The sequence below is a fragment of the Bacillus sp. FSL M8-0277 genome (genome assembly GCF_037975305.1).
GTDB lineage: Bacteria > Bacillota > Bacilli > Bacillales > Bacillaceae > Bacillus > Bacillus pumilus.
On record NZ_CP150255.1, the window covers coordinates 3638657 to 3662191 of the forward strand.

Consider the following 23535-nt stretch of genomic DNA (forward strand, 5'->3'; position numbering starts at 1 on the left):
ACTGTTTTAATAGATACTGTGAATTTCAAACTCTTACATGAAAACTTCCGATTTAAAGTATCAAAAAGATTCATTTTACGAATGCATTGAACAAACTTATGATAAACGTAACAAGAGTGTATAGGAGGATTCATTATATGAGAGACATTAGGGTGTACCATGTCGATGCATTTACAACTGAGAAATTTGGAGGAAATGCTGCTGGGGTCGTGTTGGATGGTGATCTTTTAACGGAGGATGAGATGCAGAATATCGCCAAGGAGTTGAATTTACCGGAATCTGTCTTCTTGCTGCCTGCACATGATAAAGAAGCTGATTATCGGGTCAAATACTTCACACCGACGGAAGAGGTTAATTTCTGCGGGCATGCGACTGTTGGATTGACTTGGCTTTTGGCGACGGAGCTTGGGCTGGCAAAAGAGAAAACAGGGGTCGTGTTAGAAACGAAGATTGGCAATGTTCCTGTTGTATGGCACGAAGAAAATGGCAAAGTCATCGATGTGGAAATGACGCAGGTGACGCCGAAAACGCGAGATTTTATGATTGATTTAGAAGAGCTTAGTGACATGCTTGGTGTCAGCAGTGACCGCATTGATCCATCTTATCCTATCAAATTAGCAAACACCGGAAACTGGCATCTTCTCGTTCCGATGAAGCACCAGCAAGACATTGATCAAGCGGCACCGAACTTAGCGGCATTAGGGAAAATGAATAAAGAACAGAATATCACGACGACTCACCTTTATACATTTCATACCACAAAAGAAGTTGATCTTTACACGAGGGATTTTGCACCTGGGATCGGTATACCCGAAGATCCGGTGACAGGGGCAGCAAACGGAGCATTGGCTGGCTATCTTTATTTGGAAGGTATCATTTCTCAGCAAGAAACCACTCTCCTGCACGTTGCCCAAGGGGATGCCATCGGCAGACCTGGCATCCTTCGTATCACGGTCATTCCGAATGAATCAAAGCCTGAGATCAAAGTGGCAGGCGCGGCGGTTATCACTATTCGCGGTGTGTTGACTTTATAAACCATCAGCTTGAATGGGAGACATCTCGTTCAAGCTGATTTTACTTAAAATGATCTTTGACCACTTCGATCCATCTTTTAGCCGATGGGGATGCTGCTTTGAATGATTTGAACGCCAAGTTGATCTCACGATAGACGCTTGTCTCAAGTGGAATGACTTTCGTATGAGACATCTGCGGCGGCAAAATTAATGTCGGAATGATGGTCACTCCGAGCCCTTCTTGAACAATAGAAATGAGCGTATTGTTGTCTCCAATTTCAAACAAAACTTGAGGCTTCACGCCTCTTTCTTTTAATAATTTCTTAATGAGCAGGTCACAGCCCGCTTTTGGCATAATGAATGATTCATTATGTAACGAGTCAACTTCTATCACTTTCTTCGTATGGAAGCGATGATTCTCTTGCATGAGCACCACCAATTCATCTTGGAAAAGTGGAACGGTTTCAAATTCTCTTGATGGCTGCGTTAAAAAACCGACATCAACCGTGCCAGACGCAATCCATTCCTCAATCTCCTCATAACCACCTTCATATAACTCTACTTGGATATTGGGATACCCTTTGGTAAAACGGTGAATCAGCTGCGGAAGCATTTTTGAAGAAAAACTGGAGAACGTTCCGATCTTGATATTCCCCACTTCCATCCCTTGAATCAACGCCGCCTCCTGCTCAAGCAATGCCGCATGGTGGATGATTTGCCGAATATGCGGCATCACCCGCTCACCTGCGTCCGTTAACGCCAGCCCGTTTCGATTCCGCCGAAGCAGCACAATCCCTAACTCTGACTCAAGCTTCGCAATATTATGACTGACTCCAGACTGCGTCAGCCCAAGTTTATCCCCGGCTTTTGTAAAACTACCGCATTCAACGACTGTTAGAAATACTTTGTATTGGAATGTGATCAGTTTGGTCACCTCGTATCTTCATATTGTAAATCGAAAAATAACTCAACATGTCTAATTTATCTCAAGATTCAATATTTACCTATAACCACTGAGATATTTTGCTAAATTTATGATACGATAATAGGCAAAAAGACTACAGGGGCTTGCTAAATGAGTGAACTTATTATTGAAAAACGCGATTTTATGACAGATCAAATTCTTTCTTTACGAACAACCGTATTTCATAATCAACCTATTGTCTATATTCTTTATGATGAAAAGAAGAAACCATCTGCTTATATTGGTCAGTCAGTTCAAGCTAGCAGACGTTTGAAAGATCATTTGAAAGACCAGAACAAGAATAAACTAACCAAAACCATTCTGATCGGACATGAACGCTTTCATCAATCTGCCTCTTATAATATTGAGACAAATCTCATAAACTACTTTATTGCAGAAAATCGTTTTCAATTAAAAAATGTTAGCCAAACACGATCGAGGGAGATGCACCATTATTATCAGAAAGACTTTTACAATGAAGATGTCTTTGAAGAGGTGTGGAAGCAGCTTCAACAAGAAAAAATCGTCACTAACTCAATTGAAACATTAAGAAATAGAGACATTTATAAGCTTTCTCCTTATAAGGAATTGTCATCCCAACAAGTAGAAATTAAGAATGAAATTTTGTCTTTTTGTAAAGAGCATATCAAACAGTCAGGGCATCATGTTATTTCGATAGAGGGTGATGCAGGAACTGGGAAAAGTGTTTTACTGAGTTCCCTCTTTAATACAATTCAAGATTTATCAAATGATATGGAATCTGTCTTAAACAAAAAGAACAATTATTTACTTGTAAATCATGCAGAGATGCTTAAAACATATCAAAACATCGCCAAGAGTCTGCCAAATCTGAAGAAGAAACAAATCATGAGACCAACCTCGTTTATCAATCAGATGACAAAGTCAGGTGATATGGCTGATATCGTGTTAATTGATGAAGCCCACCTTTTATTAACAAAAGATGATAAGTACAATAACTTCCATTACCAAAACCAACTAGAGGAGATTATTAAACGAAGTAAAATCACCATTGTCATTTTTGATCCAAAGCAGGTACTCAAAATTAAAAGCTACTGGAATGAAAAATTACTCGAGGAAATAACAAACAGATACCATGCCAAGACTGTGAAACTTACAGAACAGATGCGTATGCATGCTGATACTGATACGTTGAAATGGATTGACCAGTTTGTCTCAAAACGATTATTAACTCTGCCTAAAAAACAGGAATCTTTCGAACTCAAAATTTTTGAGAATCCTCATCAATTTAAAACTGCCATTCAAGAAAAAGATAATGAAGTAGGCCTATCCCGCATTGTATCTACCTTTGACTTTTTACATAAAAAAGATGGAGCTGCCTATATCGTAGATGAAGACGGTATCAATATGCCCTGGAATTTTACAAATGATAAATGGACATGGGCTGAACATGCAGATTCAGTTAGAGAGGTGGGCTCAATCTATACGGTTCAAGGATTTGATTTAAATTATGTCGGCGTCATACTTGGCCCTTCTATCAGCTATGATGAAGAAAAGGATGAACTTCTCATTGACACGTCAAATTATAAAGATACAGGTGCATTCACATCTAGAAGTGACATGTCAGCAGAGGAAATCAAACAGGCAAAAGAAAAGATTATACTAAACTCAATTAACGTTCTGATGAAAAGAGGCATCCACGGTCTTTATATTTATGCAACAGAGGAAAAATTGAGAAGGAAATTACAAGAAATAAATGAGGGAGGCAAATATGACTGAAATCAAAGATTTAATACATTCGATTAACCAATTTAGAGATGATCGAAACTGGAGACAATATCATAATCCAAAAGACTTGGCCATCTCAATTTCGATAGAAGCAGCTGAACTGCTCGAAGACTTCCAATGGAAAAGTAATGAAGAAGCTCTTGAGGCGAACGAAGAAAATATCAAAGAGGAAATAGCAGATATCTTAATATATTCTCTTATGCTTTGTTCAGATCTTCATCTAAATGTGAAAGAAATAATTGAAGAAAAATTAATAAAAAATGCAGAGAAGTACCCCATTGAAAAGTAAAGAAACATGATTTGTTCTACTGATTAATGAAGAAGAGTAATGTCCTACCACTCTTCTTCATTTCATTATGCTTTAAGAACATATTTATCTAATTTGTCGTTGTCGATGAGGAAGACCTAGACGCTGCTTCATCAGCCTTCACACAATCAATCGCAACAACGAGTGCAATCATCACAGGCTCCATCTCTTCTTTCAAAATATCGACCTTATAACTATCTCCCCATGTAAACCATTCCTTCTTCACCTGGCCGATCACTTCGCCGTTTTGCAGCACTTGGAAATTCATATCCCACCAGTTACCCTGCACTTCTGCACCCGCAGCATCAATTGAATATTTTGCTTTAAAGAACGTAAACTCTTTTTTGATCGTCAATACCTCTTGACCACCAACTTCTACTAAAAACTTCGGTAAAAAGCTAAACATTTTCTTCGTAATCACAGCAATTTCTTCTCGTTCTGTATTCAGAATGGTGAACGTCTTCGGCACCTTCATAAAGCTGCCCTCGACTACATACACATCGTTCTCCTGCTGATCCTTTACCGTAAACCTGCCGCTCAGACTAAATACTTTCTGCTTCATATATAGTTGCTTCATACGTACCTCCGATTAAATTCAAACATTTATCAGTCTTTTATCCATTCTTTAATTACATCTAATTATACCAAAAAATAGAATGATCAAATAACATGTCAGAACTCATGCAAGTTATAATGGAAATATAAACAAAATTGAGAGGGGAACTCATGAAAAAAATCACGTTTTTTGATTGGACCATTCAATTACAAGCAAACTTAACGGCAATAACAGATCATAATGAAAAGAAGATGGTCATTTTAGAGCCATCCATTGAATTAAACGGTGTGATATGGATAGATGAAAACAACGAGCTACAAATCAAACCTACTTGGGATTGTGTCATTACAATCGATCCAACCAACAAATCTCTAACAATCCGGCAAACAGAAGAAGTATTCGGAGATGTGTACGAATGAAAACAGGAGGAATGATGAAGGAAACCACTTTTTTTGATTGGACGGTTCACTATCCTGAACATTTAACAGCAGTCAAAGATGATACAGAAAAGAAAATGGTTTTTCTAGAACAGACCGTTGAATTTAAAGGAATTATCCGTATTGATGAGAATAATGAACTGCAAATGAAGCCGACTTGGGATTGTGTCATTATGATTAATGCAAAAAACATGTCTGTCACAGTTTGTGATGCAGAAGATGTTGTAGGTTTGCCGTAGAAATTAAAAAAAGTCTCGTTTGAGGGAAATCACTCAAATGAGACTTTTTTATTTAGTTAGTATTTAATAACCATTTACAAAGTAAGCAATGGTTTCTACTTCATCTTCTTTCAGTTCTCTGTTCACATGTGCTTGATATTCACTCACTATTCTCTGCCGATCTCCACCATAAAGATCAGTGTATTTCGCCATCATCCTAAGTTTATCTGCTTCCTGACGAAACTCCTCTTTTGTCCACGGTCTTTGGTGTGAAGGAATATACGTATCTGCATCAAAAGCATCTAACTCATCTAAAAGACGCAAGATTTCTTTCACCGTATAATGTACTTTTTCAGCATACATTTTCGGATAAATGCAATCAGCAAGAAACAGGATTTTTTCCTCTTTCACATACACGATCACTGAATCTGCAGCATGATCGCCCCCAACATGCTGCACGACGCAAGTAACCCCGCCAAGATCAATTTCCATCCGCTGGTCAAACGTCACATCCGGTAAAACCACCTGAATATCTCGATGATCCTGATATTCTTCTTTTATCGCCTTCGCGCAAAACTCAATCTCCGTTCCTTCCCTCACCCGCTCATCAATCGCCTCATCTGACCAAGAAAACGGAAGAAGCTTCTCCATTTCCTTTCTTGTCTTTGCAGAAGCAATTGAAACCGTATCAGGCAGCGCTGGCAGACCAAAAATATGATCCCAATGCCAATGCGTGAGGACAACCATATCAGGCTTGGCGTTCTCGTGTTTTAAGGTTTCTTTGATAAAGTATTTGGCATGATCTTCTGAGTTACCAGCATCGATCATTAATGTTTTGTTATTGCCTACGACCATACCTAGGATGGGGCGGTCGGTTCGTGATACTGGTGTGATGTACCAAAATCTCTGACCTATTTTTTTAATTGAGTGCATTGGTGCTTCCTACTTTCTGTCATTATATTTAAATTGAAACACGTTTTTTCCCTTCGTTTTACTGTTTATGATTAAGTATATCGAATTTCATTACTCGAAGTAGCACGTGAAGCCAATATTGTTACAATGATCGCGATTGCAACACCCAAAGCCCCTGCCCAAGTAACGGAAGATAGAGAAACCCTCTCTACAAAGATACCTCCAATAGCTGCACCTGCAGCCATCGCCAATTGCATCATTGACTGATTGAGACCTAATAGTATACCTGATGACTCTGGCTCCATTGTAGCTAGGTGATATTGTTGAGTCGGGCCAGAAGACCATGCAGCAAATGACCATAATATTAAAATGAGCAATACTCCAACATAAGAATGCGTAACTAGTGAGAGCAATATGAGCATGATGACATGTAATGTCATTCCACTAATCAGAGTAAAATTCACACCCCATCGATCGGTACTAAATCCACCAAACTTTGACCCAACTAGACTAGCAATCCCGAATACGAGGAGAACTCCACTCAGCAATTTGCTGCTTACACCTGATATATTTAAAAGGTAAGGGGATAGATAGGTATAGGCAATTGAATAACCACCAAGCCAGAAAAAGGTGATGGCTAATCCCAACACTACTTTTGGTTTTTTAAAAAGAGCGAGTTGTTGAATTAAAGGTACAGGTTTATCCCCTTGGATTTTTGGAATCGTAAGAGAAATTATAGCCATAGCTAATAATCCGAGTAAGGCTATTCCTCCAAATACAGCTTTCCAACCAAAGAAATCACTAGTCATTCTGCCCAGTGGGACTCCAATGATCAATGATGCTGTAAATCCCATTACTACTGTAGCAATAGCGGTACCTTGCTTACCTTTTGGTGCAATTTTTCCAGCAATTGTTAATGCAGTAACTACGACCATCCCCGCTCCAAGAGCCATAATAATTCTTGACACAATAAATAATGGATACCCAGGGAGGACGAATGCAAGAATATTACCTAGAATAAAAACGCTAAGTGAAAATAACATTAACTTGCGTTTATTCATTCCCGATGTTAAAGCCATTAATACTGGGGTGAAGATGGCATACACAAGAGAAAAAATCGTAATTAACTGGCCAGCTGCAGCTATCGTAATCCCTAATGATTCAGAAATATTATCCAAAATACCAGAGATGATATACTCTGATGTACCAACTAAAAAACTTACAATAGCTAAAATGTAAATCTTTACAGTGTTTGACAATGTAGATCACTCCTTATATATAATACATTTACATATCTAGAATTGTTAATATGTATGGACAAAAAAACATATTACGATAAGTCGATTTGTATTTAATAAATGAAACTGAATTCTGATGTATGAATTCAGTTCATTTATTAAATATTTTTTTCTAGAATCTTAGCAATTTTTTTTATGGCATTTTCATCTCTTTTATAATACGTGTATTTACCTATACGCTCTGTCGTAATTAATCCAGCTCGAAGTAAAATTGAAAGGTATTGAGATGCTGTTGATTGCGTCATTTTCAATTTATCTGTTATTTGACTAACACATACCCCTGTAGTATTCATATCAATCCCTTCATGGGGTGTAAAATGACGATCAGGTTCCTTTAGCCATTGTAAAATTTGAAGTCTTGATTCATTGGATAAGGCTTTAAAAACTTCTATTGGCTCCATACACCCCATTATATCGATAAATAACGATATGTCAACACGTGTTGTTTGAGAGCCCTTACAACTTTCTGTTTTCCTAGGTTATTCTCGCCGCTTTAGGCTTAATCGTTTTTTTTTGCGGAGTGGTGGGGAAAACCCTATATCTTCTTTCCTGCTGGCAATGGAAATGTTTGATGGAAAAGGATTAGAGTACTTTTTTGATGCTTGTACATCTAAATTTATCCTTCTCACACCTCACTAACTTTGATAAGGCTCACCGTGATGCCTTTAAATGAGGTTATTATCTCACCTCCAACATGTTGCACGACACAAGTAACCCCGCCAAGATCAATCTCCATCCGCTGGTCAAACGTGACATCCGGTAAAACCACCTGAATATCTCGATGATCCTGATATTCTTCTTTTATCGCCTTCGCGCAGAACTCAATCTCCGTTCCTTCCCTCACCCGCTCATCAATCAAGAAAACGGCAGAAGCTTCTCCATTTACTTTCTGGTCTGTGCAGAAGCAATTGAAACCGTATCAGGCAGCGCAGGCAGACCAAAAATATGATCCCGATGCCAATGCGTGAGGACAACAAGATCGGGCGTGGCGTTCTTGTGCTTTAAAGTTTTTTGGATGAAATAGTTCACATGATCTTCTGAATTACCGGCATCGATCATTAAGGTTTTGTTATTGCCTACGACCATACCTAGGATGGGGCGGTCGGTAAGTGATACTGGTGTGATGTAGGCGAAGGTTTGGCCTATTTTTTTGATTGTGTGCATGGTGTGCCAGCTTTCTAATATTTTAGGTTTTATCCATATTGAGAGTTGTGCGATGGTAAATCGTAAATCGAATCTTATTTCTTTAATAAGTGTTTAGCTAACTTTCGATCTTCTTTATCCTTCGTCTTCTCGGAAATATGTTCAATCAATTCTCTTGTGGCTACTTGTTGTTCCAGCATCTGATCTAAGTGTAGCTTGAATCAATACTACGATATTTAATAAAGAAAATCTTTAAATAATAAACTTATAAAAAATAAGAAAAAAGTCATTATTAAATTTCATTTAAAACATTATTATTTACTTATTTTATCTTTTCATCATTTAACAGCGTGTATAGGTATGTTAGTATGGCACCCAAAGGAGGATGATAAGTGATGAATATTAAATTAAAAAGCACCCTAATCAAATTGGCAGCCTCTCTATTTCTGATGAGCGCCGTAGCTCTCCCTATTTCACCTAAAGATGCAAATGCCACAAAGTCACAAGCCACATATAAAGTGGAGAACCTTAATAATAGTGAATTAAAGATGACGTTCGATCATGCTGATGTTCATATCGATTCTAAAGGAAATGCGATATTGGAAGATCAAATAACGAATGAAAAACAAGTTCTTCCTAAGACATCGACCGATAAAAACGATCATCCTGTTACTTTGCATTATGAAAAAATTAAAAATGGGATTTTAATTAAAGTTGTGAGTGAAAAAACAAGTGGAAAAATCAGTACTCAATCTGTTGGAAAATGTATTCTTGGTACTAGTGGTGGGGCAGTAACCGGAGGTGGTACACTTGGTCTTGCTGGTGCTGCTGTAGGAACTGTCACGATACCTGGTATCGGAACTGTAGGCGCTGGTGCAGTTGGTGCAATCACAGGTACTGTTGGTGGAGCAATGACAGGAGCTGCTGCTTCTTGTTTTTAATGAAGAGCAAAAAGGGTACTCTCTTTTTATCCTAAAGGGAAGGTGATCATGGTGTATAAAATCATCATTCCATCTATACTAATCATTTTTTTTCTCTGGATTCTATTACAGATTTCACTAGAGATGAGCATATTTAAAAATCCAATGAATTATTTTATCTTATTCATTCTTTTCTTTCTTACCATCAAGCTGGTAAAAGAGAAACAATAGGAACCTTATGGGATGTGCTAGAGGAGATGAATAAATTCATCTCCTCTTAGCTAAGATTCACACTAATATCTTTAATTGGATTTCTTCATATTTAAATTTTCCTAGACACAGCAGTTCAATTAAGCTTCAAATTTTATTTATAGTCTAATATCGGCTCTTTACCCTTTACATCTTCAAAATACTGAGTAAACGAAGAGACACCTGAATAAGATATCGATAGATACTCTTTAGCACGAGTCATTCCTATATACATTAACGGTACTTCTTTGTCTTGGTTCTTTTCAAACTTATATGGCATTAAATCAGCCTTAACAATAAATACTGTGTGGAAGTCGAGACCTTTACTACTATCAAGAGAGCAGATTTTTACCGTCTCTTCCTTTGGATTAAAATTATGTTTTGTTGCTCTATTTTCAGTTATCCAATTGTAAGGAATATTCCTTTCCTTAAATGCATCTTGAATTGCTGATATATATTGGCTGCTCTTTCCCTGAATACGGTACAAAATGGCCATTTCAGAGTAAGGTACATTCTTCTCGAAGTGTTGATTCAATATTTGTTTAATAACCTCCTCTATTTCTTCTTTAAATGTACTACATCTTAAAATCTCTACTTCCGGCCCTTGACGTTTCGTCTTTTTTGGAGGGATGATTTCGATTGTCTCTGTCTGTTCTTGTTTTAATTTATGATCTAAAGCTCTATGGCTATCGTAAAATTTCCATGCAAAAGTCACAATTTGTGACGTATTACGATAATTTATATTTAAGATTCTAGATCTACCTCTAAAATCAAGCCCCGTATCTTTCACATAGCTCCTATTTTTCCGATAGATATTTTGTGCTCTATCTTCTACTAAAAGCAAAGATTGCGTCTCTTGATCTAAGCATAAGTTGATGAGATGCAGCCAGCTCCCTTTAAAATCTTGTCCTTCATCTATTAAAATGGCATCATATTTTGTAACAGTTGAAGCGTCATTTTCTATCTTTTCAATATACGGTTCGATTTCAATATCAGTAATTCCATGGTCTTTCTTAATCCATTGGTGAAAATTTAGAATTTGTATATTTTTTAAATTCGGTATTTGTTTAGGCTCTGATGTTAAAACCTCGCTTGGTTCGGTGAATTTAGAATGAACCATTTGTTTAATATTTTGTTTCAAAGCTGCATTGTAACAGAGTATCAATATTTTCCATTCTGGATGTTGTTCTGCTAACATTTTTGCTCGGGTCGCTAAGATTAAGGTTTTACCACTTCCTGCGACTCCTCTAATTAGCCGATGTTTATCACCAATCTGTTTAGCCAAGTTTTCTTGATGCAGATCCATCGTTTTGATGTTTCGAAAAGATAATAACAGTTTGGCTTGATATGGGACTGGTTCAACATCTGCCCCAACACGTATTTCTTTGTATAGATGATAATAAATCCTTTTTAATTCGTCAGATGATAGTGGTGTATTTAACTTGAAAGGCACATGAAACATATCAAACAACTTTTCTATTAAAATCTCAGCATCAAAATGATCATTATCCGGATCAATCTGATCACGGGATAAAATAAATTGTGGATCAATAACCTCATATACTTTGTTTTTTAAAAGTTGTTCTTCATGAAGTCGAGTAAACACGACTCCATAACCATATGGGAACTTTAATTTGAATTGATATTTCCCTTCGGTATTGATTAAATCAATGTCTTTTTCAAGCATTTCTTTTATTTTAAAAGCATACTCTCTTGATTGAATTAAAGGACTCTTAACTCTATGTAAATCACCAGACGAATCTAAAATTCCCCAAGTATTGTCGTTTAGCTCTCTTATTGTATTTTTGGTGTAATCTTTTACTTCCAGAACTAATACCCCTAAATCAGGACCAATTATCACAAAGTCTGGTCTAAACCCATTGATATTAGGCTCATAATGAACAATATAATCATCCGGAAGATATTCCTTTAATGTTCGAAATAAAATTCGTTCTCCTGCAGTAGCAGTACTTTTAATAACTTCGGGCACAATAATCGCCATAAATACACCCCTCCATTATTCCCTATATTAATATATATCGGAATTATTTAGGTTATTTACATAATTTCTTTAAATTTTAGTTTCTATTTTATCAACATCACAAAAAATAGAAATTACCAATATTTTACTTTACTAATAAAAGCAAAATAAAGCTGTTAAGTTTACTTAACAGCTTTAGAATAAGAATACTTTTATTAATAATTTACATACCCATAACCTAGAAAATATTGCAAAATCTCTTTAATAAAAGAATAAATCTAAAAGCTACTCTACAGTTACTTTATATTCTTTTTTGTGAGACCTAAACTCTTTATTCTTTGTTATCAAAAATTTCTTTAACTTGTCTGTCGTTTCTTTACGTTCAAATATCTTCCTATCTAATAAATCTAATTTTTCTATAGTTGCCATTTCTTTTATATTTTCAATAGATTTCTTTATAATTTTATTAGTACTTTCTTCTTTTAATAATTTCTTTTTTATTTCGTTAGATAAATTCTGAACTTCTCTTGAATTAAGTTTAGGACTAAACTTACCATCTTTAACAAGCATATATTTTACTGTCATTAGTACATGCCATTTCATTCTAGTAAAACTTTTATAATCTTTATTCTTTCTAAAGAATGACTCCACTCTATAATAAAGCAAAGCACTTATAAAATACGGTTCTAACTTATCATTATCTCTCAAGATTTCATCTTTAACTTTTCTAGCTACAGTTCCATAATGTCCTGACACACCATGAGGATTGTCCAAAAACATTGAAGTGACTGATTTAATTTGTTTTGGGATATTTACTATTTTAGTCTGAGGAATATCTTGATTTCTATACTGATTAGATCTTCTTTCATAATAAAGATGTACATCTATTTGTTCTCCTCTTTGAGAATTATAATACTCCTCTAGTAATTTGTGAAAATTATTTAAAGCATCTAATTGTTCTGGTTTAAGTCCAGTTTGACTATTGGTTGATTTAACAATCTCATTCTTTGTACTCTCATCTTTTGTAGCAATTATTTTTAAAGGGATAGAAATACTATGTTGTTCCAAATTATTAAAACTATCAAATATCACATTACTAGTCTGACATCCATTTACAATTTGATAATTAAGTAACGTAAATTTTTCACCTACTGGTTTAATTTCGTCTGCGACTATTGTCACTCCATTATTTAGAATACCAAATAATTGAGATTCGTTATCAAATAATCTTTTTTGCATGTTTTTATTTACCTCGTTAGTTTCTACACCCAAATAATCGCGAATATTATCCTCAAATACATTTTTTACTCCTTTCGTTTCTTCATCTACTAATAAATTCATATATTCTACTATATCTACTAAACCAAAATAAGCTGATGTAATTTTATCTCCATCATAAGCATATGTAATATTTTTTGGAAACTTAAATGTAGCTTCTAAGTCTGAGTCAATTTTTCTGTATAATTTTTGAATTTCTTTGATACCTAATGGTATAAATTTCAAATCTTCTGAGAGCACTCCAGTTCCCTTTAAAGCCTTTATACCATCAGAAATTGATATCTGAATATCCTCACTAAGTTCTGTTGATGCAGAGTTTGTAGCATAATACATTGTACAAACAGGATTTCCTTTTCTAAACAGGTGAGAATTATCATAAATAATATTCTTTAATTCCCAGTATTTATCTAATTCGGGTATTGAGCATTTCTCTTCGTAGATAAATTTATGTACGTTTTTAAGGAAATAATTTATATCAGAATCAGAAAAGTTCTCTGATGTTTTTGATTGAGTAAAAATAAATTCAACAGACAATACTTGTTTTTCATCTATTAAAACTTTTATATCTTCTTCATTCAAAATGATCTTATTATTAACTAAAATTGCTATACCATCAATCGCTTTTGCTGTACCAGTTTGAAGTTCCTGAAAGTTTCTTTCTGAGTCAATAACATGATTGTTTAAGACACAATAATTTATAAAATCTTCAAATACTACACTTTCATTAGCATTTTCAATTTCAAATTTAGATTTAAATTCTCTAAGAAAACTTTTCATAATAGGATTTTTCATCTATATTCTCCTTTAAATAGTAGTAATAATATTTATTTGAACGATACTTAATTTCACTTATGATAAGGCTCCCCGCACCAATACATTTATACTAAGTTTGTTAGATTGACATATATATCATTAATCGGACCAAGAAGATGCGCACTCTTAAAGATACTGCTATTTTCTATAATTACCTAGAAATTTTTCTGTTTTTTGGTTTATAAAGGAAGTCAACAAATCGGGAGTGGACCTACAGAATTAAACTGATACCTTACTTATCCTCATCGTTTATCGGAACAGCCTTACCGTTTGGATAATTTTTAACATTATGCATACTTTTAATACAGCTTATTTATTTTTATACTAGCTTTAAAAAAACTGTCGCCAAAGGTCTACAATCGGACTGAATAGATTTACTATCTTCTGTCTCTTCTCATCACTTAACTGATAAAATAATGAAAGGCCAGCAAATGCTGTTGCCGGTACGGATAATATAACTGTAATTATTGAAAGACCAAAAGATCTCTTTCTTAGAGAGTTATTTGTTTTAATTTCAAGCAATTGAACCGTGTCATCTATCATTTTTGCGAAATTTTGGGAATGCTCAGATGTCTTGTCAATAGAGTACTTAGTGTTGTCGATAATCATCTCAGTTGTACTCTTATTACGAGTGTATTGAGGGTAGGATGGTTCGAACTCAGCAATTTTGTTTACTTTTGCTTTTACTCTATTAAAATAGTTATCTCCAATTTCATTTTTAAACCTTTTAAGTATCTGCAAGTTTCGCTCTAATTCGTACCTTATATTTATCAATTTATGGTACTTAGGCTTTTCCTTTTGTATTGACGAAAAAGTATTAGATTGTTGTATAGCAAGTTTCCGACTTGTTGCTTCGGTATATTCTTTCATTACCATAGTCGGTAATATTAGATTGGCAAACTCTTCTAACATGTGCACTATTTGAAACTCAAGAGAATAATACGTTTGCTTTCTCTTAATCAATGAGTTACAAGTAATCTTTAATGAGCTATCAATATTGTAAGGTTCACTTCCATCATAAAAAAGTTGCCAGTAACCATCCTTAGAGATATCTTTAAAAAGACTATCCATTCCAAGTGAACGCCAAAATAAACTTCTTTTCTCATCTTCATTTTGTCTAAAGACGCTTGAAGTTTGATTTAACTTATAGACTTCTATACTTGGAGGAATTAAGACATTATTTGTAAAAAATAAGGGGAAATATTTACTAATTTCATTCATTGTTCTCCATTTTAGCTCTATAATTAAATCCTCTAACTTCTGATTTTTTATAATGTCATCAGATAAACTTTTCCCTCCCCAAGATTTAAAAATACGTTTAAGACTAAGATTAAACGAAAATTCCCCAGTTATGTCAATTTCGATTATCTTTTTAAATTCACTTAAAAATGTGTCTGAGGGCTTTATAACAAATTGCAAAATAATTGAAGATGAAGATAAATGTGTTCCATGGATATGAACTTTTTCTACAAATTCTGTTATTTTTTCCCCCTTAGTAAAATTTATTGAACCAAAGTTACTCCAACGTCCTCCACGAATGCTCTTTTTCACCTGAGTACAAAATTCGTCAATACGTTCGGCTTGTCCATGTTGAAATTTCGACGGATAATCTTCTATTAGTTTCTTTAGTCCTTTATTGAGTGTATCTATATTTTCAATAGGTATATATTCTGCTACATACACAGAAAGCAAATCTAAGTCAACACCTTGAGGCATTTCAGTGGTTGAGGATTTACCTCTTTCCATGGCTCTTATATTAATTCTTGCTGATTCCAACACTTTAGGAATATATTTTGACTTTGCCTTCCAGTCTTCATCCAAAGAGATTTTTTTTATAAAAGGAATACTGAAATCAGTAAATCTCTTATTGAATCTTTCTTTCAAACTTAATCTATTACGACTGTAAGGGTTCTTTAAATCTATCATTTATCTTACCAAACTCCTCTGATAAAGTTTATAAGGTGTCTACAATAATCTACTTCTATTTTTTTTAGATATTTTCTATAGTTCGTTCCCATGAACACATTTCAGCTTCTTTTTTTGATAAACCTAATCCTTTAATCACAAAGGGATTATATTTCTCCCCAAGCCATTACCTATTTATGATAAGGCTCCCCCCGCACAATCCGAAACGCCCGATAAATCTGCTCCACCAACACCAACCTCATCAACTGATGCGGGAACGTCATCCTCGAAAACGACAGCTTCTCATTCGCACGCTGCATCACAGCATCACTTAACCCAAGCGACCCGCCTATGACAAAACATACTTTACTTTTTCCGTATGTTGCCAGCTTATCTATTGTATCGGCTAATTCTTCGGAACTTTTCATTTTTCCTTCGATGGCAAGGGCGATGACGTGGGCGTCTGGGTTGATTTTGCTTAGGATGCGTTCGCCTTCTTTGTCTTTGATGATTTTCATGTCTTGCTCGCTGAGGTGTTCGGGTGCTTTTTCGTCTGCGAGCTCAATGATCTCGATTTTTGCGTAAGCCTGTAATCGTTTTGTGTATTCGGCTATGCCTTGCTTTAAATATTTCTCTTTTAATTTTCCTACTGTGATAATTGATATATTCACAGGTCATCCCCACCTTAAGAACAAGTTATTCATATAAGTTATCAACAATTGTGGATAAAATTTGTGTATTTTGTGTCCGATCATTCGTTCCCCACTATATATATTGCAGGTTCATCGCACAATTCACAGGTTGTGGATAAGCTGTGTGTATGTTCGATTTTTCTGAATTCTGGCGGTGTTTCGTGATCATCTATGTACATGTCTAGTACGGTTTCTATATGTTCTGCACAAGCATAAAGTGATTTGTTCATAAGTTTCTAATTCCTCCAATATATTGTCTGGTTATTCACAAGTATTTCGCTCAATGTTCAATATAACCGATTTATTCACATGTTAATAGTCTTTTACCATTTTCCACACCTTTTATCCACAAACCAAATAAAAAAGCCTCCACTCCTGTGAAGGCTTCCTTCTATAGAAAAGGATTATAAAATCTCGTTCCTCTAACAAATGTAATCACTAGCGAAACGATCAGTACCACACCAACAAACAATAACGCTGCATAATCTGCTTTTTGAAAGTCTTTCGCCATAAACCATGTGCGCTTTTTATGCTTTCCAAATCCGCGCAGCTCCATCGCATTGCTGATCGTTTCAATCCGCTCTAGGCTAGAAAAAATCAGCGGCATCACAATCGACAGCGCATTTTTAATCCGTTTCCCCAGTTTTTCATTCTTCGATAAATCAATGCCTCTTGCTTGCTGAGAAATTGCAATCGTTCGAAAATCACGCTGAATATCTGGAATATAGCGCAGAGCAATCGCTACAGCATAAGAAATTCGGTAGCTAACCCCGATTCGGCTGAGCGATGAGGCGAATTCACTTGGATTTGTTGTCACGATAAACAAAAGCGCTGCTGGCATTACGGTCACGTATTTCAGTGTAATGTTCAACTGATAGAAAAGCTGTTCAAGTGTGACGTTGTACCAGCCTGCAATGTGAAATAGCTCGTGCTTTGCTCCGTAGATGGCGACACCTTGCTGCGGCGCAAAGATATAAATGGCGATGTTGTTGATGACAAGGAAAATCGCCAGGACAATCACCACGAAGGAGATATCACGAAATCGCACGTTTGATAGCTGAAAGAACACGATACTGGCAACTAGCATAAACACTAATACACCTGTATCATACGTGAGCATCGCTGCGGATGACCAGAGGATAAAGCAAATGAGTTTGGTTGCACCTGTCAGCCGATGAATCGGCGACGGGCGGTCGATATAGGACAGCATGTCTACAGCCATGTCATTCGCTCCTTTCTGTCAACCTCAATGAAGCGATCCACGAGCTCATTTGGATTTGGCCAATCTGCTTTCAGTGCCAGTTCATACAGCGACGTTTCCTTTAAGCTCGCCTTTTGGACAAGCAGCTGATCTGTCAGCACTTTGGCTGGTGTATCATCTGCGATTTTTTCTCCATCTGAAATGACAATGGTTCTTGTTGTGTATTCAAGCATCAAGTGCATATCATGGGTGATCATCAAAATCGTGACACCCTGCTGATTTAATTGCTCTAAAAACGTCATCATCTCTGTGTAATGTCTAAAATCCTGTCCGGCGGTTGGCTCATCTAAAATAATGATTTCTGGTTCTAATACAAGAATTGATGCGATCGTGACGCGCTTTTTCTGTCCAAAGCTGAGAGCAGAAATCGGCCAGTTCCGAAATGGGTATAAACCGCATACTTTTAAGACTCGCTCCACCCGTTCCTTGATGTCTTCTTCTTTTACGCCTCTTAAAACGAGACCAAATGCGACTTCATCAAAAATCATTTGTTTTGAAATCATTTGATTTGGGTTTTGCATAACGACGCCGATTCGTTCGGAGCGCTGTTTGATCGTATCTCCTGTGATGTCATCGCCATTTAAAAGAATTGACCCTTTCGTTGGCTTTTCAAATGCACAGAGCACCTTAGATAATGTCGTCTTGCCTGCGCCATTGGCTCCTGCGATGCTGATCATTTCTCCTTTTTTGACGGTAAAAGAGATGTTGCTCAGCGTATTTGGTCTTGTTGGATAGTCAAAGCTCAGCTCGCGCACTTCTAGTAAATCCTGTGCTGCAATCTGCTCTACTGACGGCTCAGATGCTTCCATCCATTGCTCGATTTTCTCTTTTGCCTCGTCGTCTAAGGTGAGACGCTGTAAATCAGCGATCTGATCTCCCGGTGCAACCGGAATGCCTGCATATTTCATAGCCTTTACATATAAAGGCTCACGTAAATACGCCGCTTCTAATACATTTGAGGCGAGCAATTCATCTGGGGTCATATCCGCTGCAATCGTTCCTTCATTGACAACGATGATGCGGTCCACATGGCGGAAGAGGACGTCCTCTAATCGGTGCTCGACCATCACGACGGTTTTTTTCGTTTGTTTTTGTAGTCGATCAATGAGATCGATCACTTCTTTACCTGTTGCGGGGTCAAGGCTTGCAAGTGGTTCGTCAAACAGCAAAATGTCGACATCGTTGACAAGTACGCCTGCGATGGCGACACGTTGTTTTTGACCGCCTGACAGCTCATGCACGGACGATGCCAGCTTGCCGTCTACCTCTGTTAATTTTGCCGCTTCTTCGACACGTGCTTTCATTTCTTCGCGTGTGACTTGATCATTTTCAAGTGTAAATGCGATGTCTTCTCCAACGGTCAGCCCGATAAATTGTCCATCAGGGTCCTGCAGCACCGTTCCGACGAGCTGTGAAAGAGAGAAAATGTTTTCTTTTTCTGCATTTTTCCCGCCGATGTGAAGACTTCCTTCCATAGAACCTTTATAAGACGCAGGAACTAGCCCATTGATGCAATGGGCTAGTGTGCTTTTTCCCGATCCAGACGGGCCTGCGATGAGGACTTTTTCGCCTTCATAGATGGTCAGGTTGATATCTTTCAATGTCGGTTCTGCCTGACTGCGATATTGAAATCCGAAATGTTCGAATTGAATCATCGGTTTCTTCATTTATGTGTTCCACCTTGCTTCATGATGTTTCTTTCGATAGACTGCCGCTTTTGCTTCTCGTTTTCGCATAAGCCGCAATGATGATGGTTCCTAGTACACCGACTGTGATGATGTTTGAGATTCCCGCCACGATGCCTTGAACAAATACTTTGTTCGCAGGTTCTGCATAGATCACAATGTCGAGTACCGGGGCAATGACAAACCAGCCCAATGCCTGTGCGCCTGCTTGTACGGCATTGAAGAGCGTGATTTTTTTCCAGCCAAAGTCGCCCTCTTCTACTTTTAAACGGTTCGAAATCAAGCCAATCAATAACCCAACAACACCTGAAACGATAATCCAGCTCCACCAAGGGCCAAATGTGGTGGCATCTTTAATAAGATGACCAATAAACCCAATCAGTGCGCCTGCAACAGGACCAAATAGCACGGCCATTAATGCAAGGAATGCGTACGAGGTTTCAATTTGTGTATTCGGAATCCCAGTTGGAATGGAGACGAATCGTCCTAAAATGACAAAGACGGCTGCGCCAATTCCGATGGCAACGACAGTTTTCGTTGAAAGTTGTTTACCTGCCATGATGTATCCTCCTCTTATTCGTATATAATGCGCGGAGCTTTGCGAATCGAAAGGCGCCAGCCTGTGCCTGTTCCGATGTTATAAGCCTTTGCAAATGACCCTTGATTGATCGCCACGCCTAAATGATCGAGTGAATTGACATATACGAGTGGTTCGCCTACCTTTAAATCGGCAAAAGATCGTCCATAGGTCATGATATTTTTATACACATTTTTTGGCCCGTTGGCAATGGTAACTTCTATTGCATCCCCATAATTGATTGAAAGCTGCTCAAATAGCGTATGATGAATGTTTGTCCAAAGGTTTCCGAACCTCACATCTAAAATATCAATCGTTCCTGTGATGACCTCTTCTTTCGCATAAGCCTGTACGACTGGAAGGTGAATAATATCATCAATATCCGCCTTTGGCCCAACCTCTTCAAAAGAAATCACACCTGAAGCGATTCTCGCCCCTGTATACGCGTAAATATCTCTCCCGTGGAATGTATGTGATTTTCCCGACTTCGGCAGTCGGTTAATGGTTTCATCTAAATAACGGGCTTCCGCTATGCCAATATCCTGTGCGACGTGCGTGAGTGTCCCGTTATCTGGGGTAATGATGTAGTGCGAGCTTGTGGTTTTGACGACAAGACTCTTTCTTTCTGACCCTACGCCTGGGTCAACGACGGATACGAATACCGTCTCTTCTGGCCAGTATGTGACGGTTTGGAGCAGGCGGTAAGATGCCTCCCAAATGTCATACTGCGGAATATTGTGTGTTAGATCAAAAAGGCGGATGCTGCTGCTGACCGTATTTGCCACTCCGTACATGGCACTGACTGCTCCATCATCAATACCGAAATCTGATTGTAAAACCAATGCATGTTCACTCATGTCAATCTCCCTTTCATTTGAAAAAATGGATGTGGTGTTTCACGTGGAACATTTGAACATTTGTATGAAAAAAGTGGACAATAAAAAATACCCCATCCTTATCTTTGAATCATAAGGACGAGGTATTTGTCTCGTGGTACCACCTTTATTTACTGTTTGCTCGCGCTAAACAGCCTCTACAAGTACAAAGCTCCAATCTGGCTCATATACTGTGGTTTTGATAACGAGTACCAACTCTCGTCGTGTCCTACTAATATCATAGATATGTTCAGCACGAGGCTCAGAGACCATTTTTCGAATCATTATTTTTGCTTCTTTTCAGCTGCCGAAGCTCTCTGTGGAAAAATTGATGATTGTACTTTCTCTCGTCATTGCCTGTTTAACTATCTTGAATTAAAGCTATCATACATGATGTTTTTTGATAAATCAAGATATTTTTCTGAACATTTTCAAAAATGAGTCAACTGGTGTTGAAAGAGTCTTCTTTTTATAAAATTTAAACAAATGTTAAAGAGCAAGATATGGTGTCTTTCCTTTCTAGCGGTATAATAAAGATGAAGGGAGGTACAGCGTGTGTGGACCATCTGTATGAATGAGTTTAAGCAGCTCTTCAAAAGCACAAAATCCATTTTAACAATTGTTATTATTTTCATTTTATCTACTTTTGTTTCAACTCTACCGTTTATTGCTGCTCATCAGGACAAATGGGAGGCAAAGGATCCTTATTCCATTGGGAATGAACTGGTGATGTCGTTATTTGGTTTCTTCCTTATTTTCTTATTGTCTCACGATATTTTAAGCCGAGAAATTCATTTGAAAACCATTCGTTTTCTCGTCAGTAAAACCACTCGTTTGAACATTATTATCGGGAAATATCTTGGACTGATGCTGTTTTGGCTTAGCTGTATCATGACGACATACGTACTGAATATGGTGATTTCACATCGTTTCCTGTTCTCTGATGCGTTAAAAATCTTAACCTTTATCAGTGTCGGTATCTCATGTGCTTTATTTTTTTCCATGCTCTTTCCAACCCCACAGAAATCAATGTTTGTTGGGATGTTGTTTTCCTTTCTTTTCCCAATCGTCAGTATGATATCTGTTCTTTCTTCAGAACGATTGATTCATTGGTTCCAATATATGACGCCTTATTATTATGTGCGCTTGAGTGAGCCGCTGACCTATATACTCTTGAATACAGCATTGACCGTTATCTTACTCATTGGAACAGCACTCCTATTTCAAAGGAGGGATGTCTAAATGCTACATACAAAAGAACTCACAAAAAAATATCGGACAAAAGTCGCGATAGATCACATTACCCTTGATGTCAATCAAGGTGATATTTTCGGGCTCATTGGACCGAAGGGTTCTGGTAAGACGACGTTTTTCAATATCATTACGGGAATTTCCCGGCAAACCTCTGGGACGTTCACGATGATGGATATGCCTTCATTAAAAAAGGTGAGGCAGCATATCGGTGTTCTGCCTGAATATACGGATTTATATGAAGGGCTTACGGCACTTGAACATATTGCCTACTTATCAAAAATCACCGGGACGCGCCAGAAAACGAGTGATTATGAAGAACTGCTCGAATTTGTCGGCTTAGATCGCTATCATCAGGAAAAGGTCGGTTCGTTCACACCTGGTATGAAGAAACGGCTCGGCATGGCGCAGGCTATCGCCCATCGCCCCGAATTTATTTTACTCGACGAGCCTTTTGCTGATATTGACGCAGATTCAATCTTGCACATCCAGCAGGTCATTGACACGTTAAAACATGAAGGGAAAACCGTCTTATTAACGGCTGACCACCCAAGGTTCACAAATAGTATTTGTACAAAAACTGCTTTTATTTCTGAAGGAAAATTAGTGTCCCCCCATACACATCCTCAAGAGAAAACCATCACATCCTCAAACATACGTGCAACCTTCAAGCATGCGTGGATTGATGATGAGGTGAAGCCTGTTCTCACACAGTACTTACAAACTGTTGGAACAGATCTTGTGATCAGTGATGACGAGACCTCATTGTTGATTCGTTCAGAAGCCCAAGTCCCATCGATCATCCGCGCTTTCGTGAAATGCAAAGTTGATTTATACAGAGTTACGGCTCAAGATGCCATGAGTTCCTCATAAAAAAGCACCGCATGCGATCCGCACGGTGCTTCTTCTTTATGATAAAGGTTTACTCATATAGATTCCGGTTTCTTCAAATCCCGTCTTCTCATACAGTGAACGGGCAATTTGATTATGAGCAAAGACATGAAGCGAGAGTTTCTGCACGCCTAATGACTTTGCCTGCTCCTCTAATGCAGCAATGGCCTGTTTTGCAAAGCCTTTTCCTCGAAAAGCTTCGAATAAAATAAAGTTGTAAATAAAACCTTCATGCTGCGGGTGATTGGGGTCATAACAAAGCCAAACCCAGCCAATCGCTTCTTCCCCATTCAAGAGATTCCATAGCTCATGATGCTCTGTCTGTAGACCTTCAGGAAGGAGCCGACCAAATTGTTCTTCTGCGTTCGCAAGTGATTCTTCCTTTTCCCATGTCCCTGCGAGTACCTTTTCTTCTGCGTACCGCTGAATGGACTTCTCCATCAATGCATCGTAATCCGCTTGTGTCATTGGTTGTAGTGTAACCAATCATACCGCCCCCTTTCCTCCATCATATGATGAGCATGCAAAAAAAACCAGTCCCA

24 protein-coding genes, 1 pseudogene and 1 other annotated feature are annotated in these 23535 nt (G+C 37.5%); of the genes and pseudogenes, 9 read left to right on the forward strand and 16 right to left on the reverse strand.

The window, feature by feature from the left end; translation table 11 throughout:
* Window positions 1-137 precede the first annotated feature (137 nt).
* Window positions 138-1034 carry a PhzF family phenazine biosynthesis protein gene (locus tag MKZ05_RS18430; RefSeq protein WP_339160826.1) on the forward strand — a complete coding sequence of 299 codons (897 nt, stop codon included), beginning with the start codon at window positions 138-140 and terminating at the stop codon, window positions 1032-1034.
* A gap of 40 nt (window positions 1035-1074) precedes the next feature.
* On the opposite strand, the gene MKZ05_RS18435 is transcribed toward MKZ05_RS18430, so the two are convergent.
* Window positions 1075-1947 carry a LysR family transcriptional regulator gene (locus MKZ05_RS18435; RefSeq protein WP_339160829.1) on the reverse strand — a complete coding sequence of 291 codons (873 nt, stop codon included), beginning with the start codon at window positions 1945-1947 and terminating at the stop codon, window positions 1075-1077.
* 141 nt (window positions 1948-2088) lie between these two features.
* Between MKZ05_RS18435 and MKZ05_RS18440 the strand changes: the two genes are divergently transcribed.
* Both MKZ05_RS18440 and MKZ05_RS18445 read left to right on the forward strand, forming a co-directional pair.
* Window positions 2089-3735, forward strand: a complete 1647-nt coding sequence (locus tag MKZ05_RS18440; RefSeq protein WP_339160831.1) for a DUF2075 domain-containing protein — start codon at window positions 2089-2091, stop codon at window positions 3733-3735.
* Window positions 3728-4033, forward strand: a complete 306-nt coding sequence (locus tag MKZ05_RS18445) for a nucleotide pyrophosphohydrolase (RefSeq protein ID WP_106030121.1) — start codon at window positions 3728-3730, stop codon at window positions 4031-4033. Before MKZ05_RS18440 ends, MKZ05_RS18445 begins: the two co-directional genes overlap by 8 nt.
* Before the next feature lie 88 nt (window positions 4034-4121).
* Here the strand turns inward: MKZ05_RS18445 and MKZ05_RS18450 are convergent, their stop codons facing one another.
* On the reverse strand, window positions 4122-4628 hold the full coding sequence (locus MKZ05_RS18450) for an LURP-one-related family protein (RefSeq protein ID WP_335356269.1): 507 nt from the start codon (window positions 4626-4628) through the stop codon (window positions 4122-4124).
* A gap of 149 nt (window positions 4629-4777) precedes the next feature.
* On the opposite strand from MKZ05_RS18450, the gene MKZ05_RS18455 reads away from it, so the two are divergent.
* Together MKZ05_RS18455 and MKZ05_RS18460 are read left to right on the forward strand one after the other, a co-directional pair.
* Window positions 4778-5026 carry a hypothetical protein gene (locus MKZ05_RS18455; protein ID WP_339160834.1) on the forward strand — a complete coding sequence of 83 codons (249 nt, stop codon included), beginning with the start codon at window positions 4778-4780 and terminating at the stop codon, window positions 5024-5026.
* Entirely contained in the window at window positions 5023-5283 is a 261-nt protein-coding gene (locus MKZ05_RS18460; protein ID WP_339160836.1) for a hypothetical protein, read from the forward strand. Before MKZ05_RS18455 ends, MKZ05_RS18460 begins: the two co-directional genes overlap by 4 nt.
* 63 nt (window positions 5284-5346) lie before the next feature.
* Here the strand turns inward: MKZ05_RS18460 and MKZ05_RS18465 are convergent, their stop codons facing one another.
* The 4 genes and pseudogenes from MKZ05_RS18465 to MKZ05_RS18480 form a co-directional block, all read right to left on the reverse strand.
* On the reverse strand, window positions 5347-6195 hold the full coding sequence (locus MKZ05_RS18465) for an MBL fold metallo-hydrolase (protein WP_339160839.1): 849 nt from the start codon (window positions 6193-6195) through the stop codon (window positions 5347-5349).
* 71 nt (window positions 6196-6266) lie between these two features.
* The gene (locus MKZ05_RS18470; RefSeq protein ID WP_339160841.1) at window positions 6267-7433 is read right to left on the reverse strand and encodes an MFS transporter; all 1167 of its coding nucleotides are present in this window, start codon (window positions 7431-7433) and stop codon (window positions 6267-6269) included.
* 137 nt (window positions 7434-7570) lie between these two features.
* Window positions 7571-7873 carry a metalloregulator ArsR/SmtB family transcription factor gene (locus MKZ05_RS18475; protein WP_045034889.1) on the reverse strand — a complete coding sequence of 101 codons (303 nt, stop codon included), beginning with the start codon at window positions 7871-7873 and terminating at the stop codon, window positions 7571-7573.
* Between the two features lie 281 nt (window positions 7874-8154).
* Window positions 8155-8636: pseudogene (locus MKZ05_RS18480) on the reverse strand (MBL fold metallo-hydrolase); the annotation flags it as partial.
* Window positions 8637-9010: 374 nt separating this feature from the next.
* On the opposite strand from MKZ05_RS18480, the gene MKZ05_RS18485 reads away from it, so the two are divergent.
* Window positions 9011-9556, forward strand: coding sequence for a Pathogenicity island protein (locus tag MKZ05_RS18485; RefSeq protein ID WP_339160844.1), 546 nt, complete (start codon window positions 9011-9013; stop codon window positions 9554-9556).
* A 51-nt stretch (window positions 9557-9607) separates the two neighbouring features.
* On the forward strand, window positions 9608-9766 hold the full coding sequence (locus tag MKZ05_RS18490) for a hypothetical protein (protein WP_025093698.1): 159 nt from the start codon (window positions 9608-9610) through the stop codon (window positions 9764-9766).
* A gap of 133 nt (window positions 9767-9899) precedes the next feature.
* Here MKZ05_RS18490 and MKZ05_RS18495 read toward each other — a convergent pair whose 3' ends face one another.
* From MKZ05_RS18495 to MKZ05_RS18535, 9 genes are all read right to left on the reverse strand, one after another.
* Entirely contained in the window at window positions 9900-11786 is a 1887-nt protein-coding gene (locus tag MKZ05_RS18495) for a 3'-5' exonuclease (protein WP_339160846.1), read from the reverse strand.
* Window positions 11787-12050: 264 nt separating this feature from the next.
* Window positions 12051-13835 (reverse strand): AIPR family protein, encoded by a 1785-nt coding sequence (locus MKZ05_RS18500; protein WP_339160848.1) that lies wholly within the window; start codon window positions 13833-13835, stop codon window positions 12051-12053.
* Window positions 13836-14186: 351 nt separating this feature from the next.
* Window positions 14187-15782, reverse strand: coding sequence for a hypothetical protein (locus MKZ05_RS18505; RefSeq protein WP_339160850.1), 1596 nt, complete (start codon window positions 15780-15782; stop codon window positions 14187-14189).
* Window positions 15783-15952: 170 nt separating this feature from the next.
* Window positions 15953-16432, reverse strand: coding sequence for a 23S rRNA (pseudouridine(1915)-N(3))-methyltransferase RlmH (gene rlmH, locus MKZ05_RS18510; RefSeq protein WP_253621968.1), 480 nt, complete (start codon window positions 16430-16432; stop codon window positions 15953-15955).
* 80 nt (window positions 16433-16512) lie between these two features.
* The gene (locus MKZ05_RS18515) at window positions 16513-16683 is read right to left on the reverse strand and encodes a CxxH/CxxC protein (protein WP_008360116.1); all 171 of its coding nucleotides are present in this window, start codon (window positions 16681-16683) and stop codon (window positions 16513-16515) included.
* Window positions 16684-16844: 161 nt separating this feature from the next.
* A complete protein-coding gene (locus MKZ05_RS18520; RefSeq protein WP_253621967.1) occupies window positions 16845-17675 on the reverse strand; it encodes an energy-coupling factor transporter transmembrane component T in 831 nt (276 codons plus the stop codon).
* A complete protein-coding gene (locus MKZ05_RS18525; RefSeq protein WP_253621966.1) occupies window positions 17666-19381 on the reverse strand; it encodes an ABC transporter ATP-binding protein in 1716 nt (571 codons plus the stop codon). Before MKZ05_RS18525 ends, MKZ05_RS18520 begins: the two co-directional genes overlap by 10 nt.
* A gap of 19 nt (window positions 19382-19400) precedes the next feature.
* The gene (locus MKZ05_RS18530) at window positions 19401-19958 is read right to left on the reverse strand and encodes an ECF-type riboflavin transporter substrate-binding protein (RefSeq protein ID WP_041508071.1); all 558 of its coding nucleotides are present in this window, start codon (window positions 19956-19958) and stop codon (window positions 19401-19403) included.
* A gap of 14 nt (window positions 19959-19972) precedes the next feature.
* A complete protein-coding gene (locus MKZ05_RS18535; protein WP_137054112.1) occupies window positions 19973-20833 on the reverse strand; it encodes an S-adenosyl-l-methionine hydroxide adenosyltransferase family protein in 861 nt (286 codons plus the stop codon).
* A 110-nt stretch (window positions 20834-20943) separates the two neighbouring features.
* Window positions 20944-21214, reverse strand: a binding site (T-box leader).
* A 192-nt stretch (window positions 21215-21406) separates the two neighbouring features.
* On the opposite strand from MKZ05_RS18535, the gene MKZ05_RS18540 reads away from it, so the two are divergent.
* Window positions 21407-22093: an ABC transporter permease subunit gene (locus MKZ05_RS18540; RefSeq protein ID WP_253621965.1), complete on the forward strand. Its 687-nt coding sequence runs from the start codon at window positions 21407-21409 to the stop codon at window positions 22091-22093.
* Complete coding sequence (locus MKZ05_RS18545; RefSeq protein WP_106030133.1) at window positions 22094-22975, forward strand: ABC transporter ATP-binding protein; 882 nt, start codon at window positions 22094-22096, stop codon at window positions 22973-22975.
* Window positions 22976-23011: 36 nt separating this feature from the next.
* Here MKZ05_RS18545 and MKZ05_RS18550 read toward each other — a convergent pair whose 3' ends face one another.
* Entirely contained in the window at window positions 23012-23479 is a 468-nt protein-coding gene (locus MKZ05_RS18550; protein ID WP_253621964.1) for a GNAT family N-acetyltransferase, read from the reverse strand.
* Between the last annotated feature and the right edge of the window lie 56 nt (window positions 23480-23535).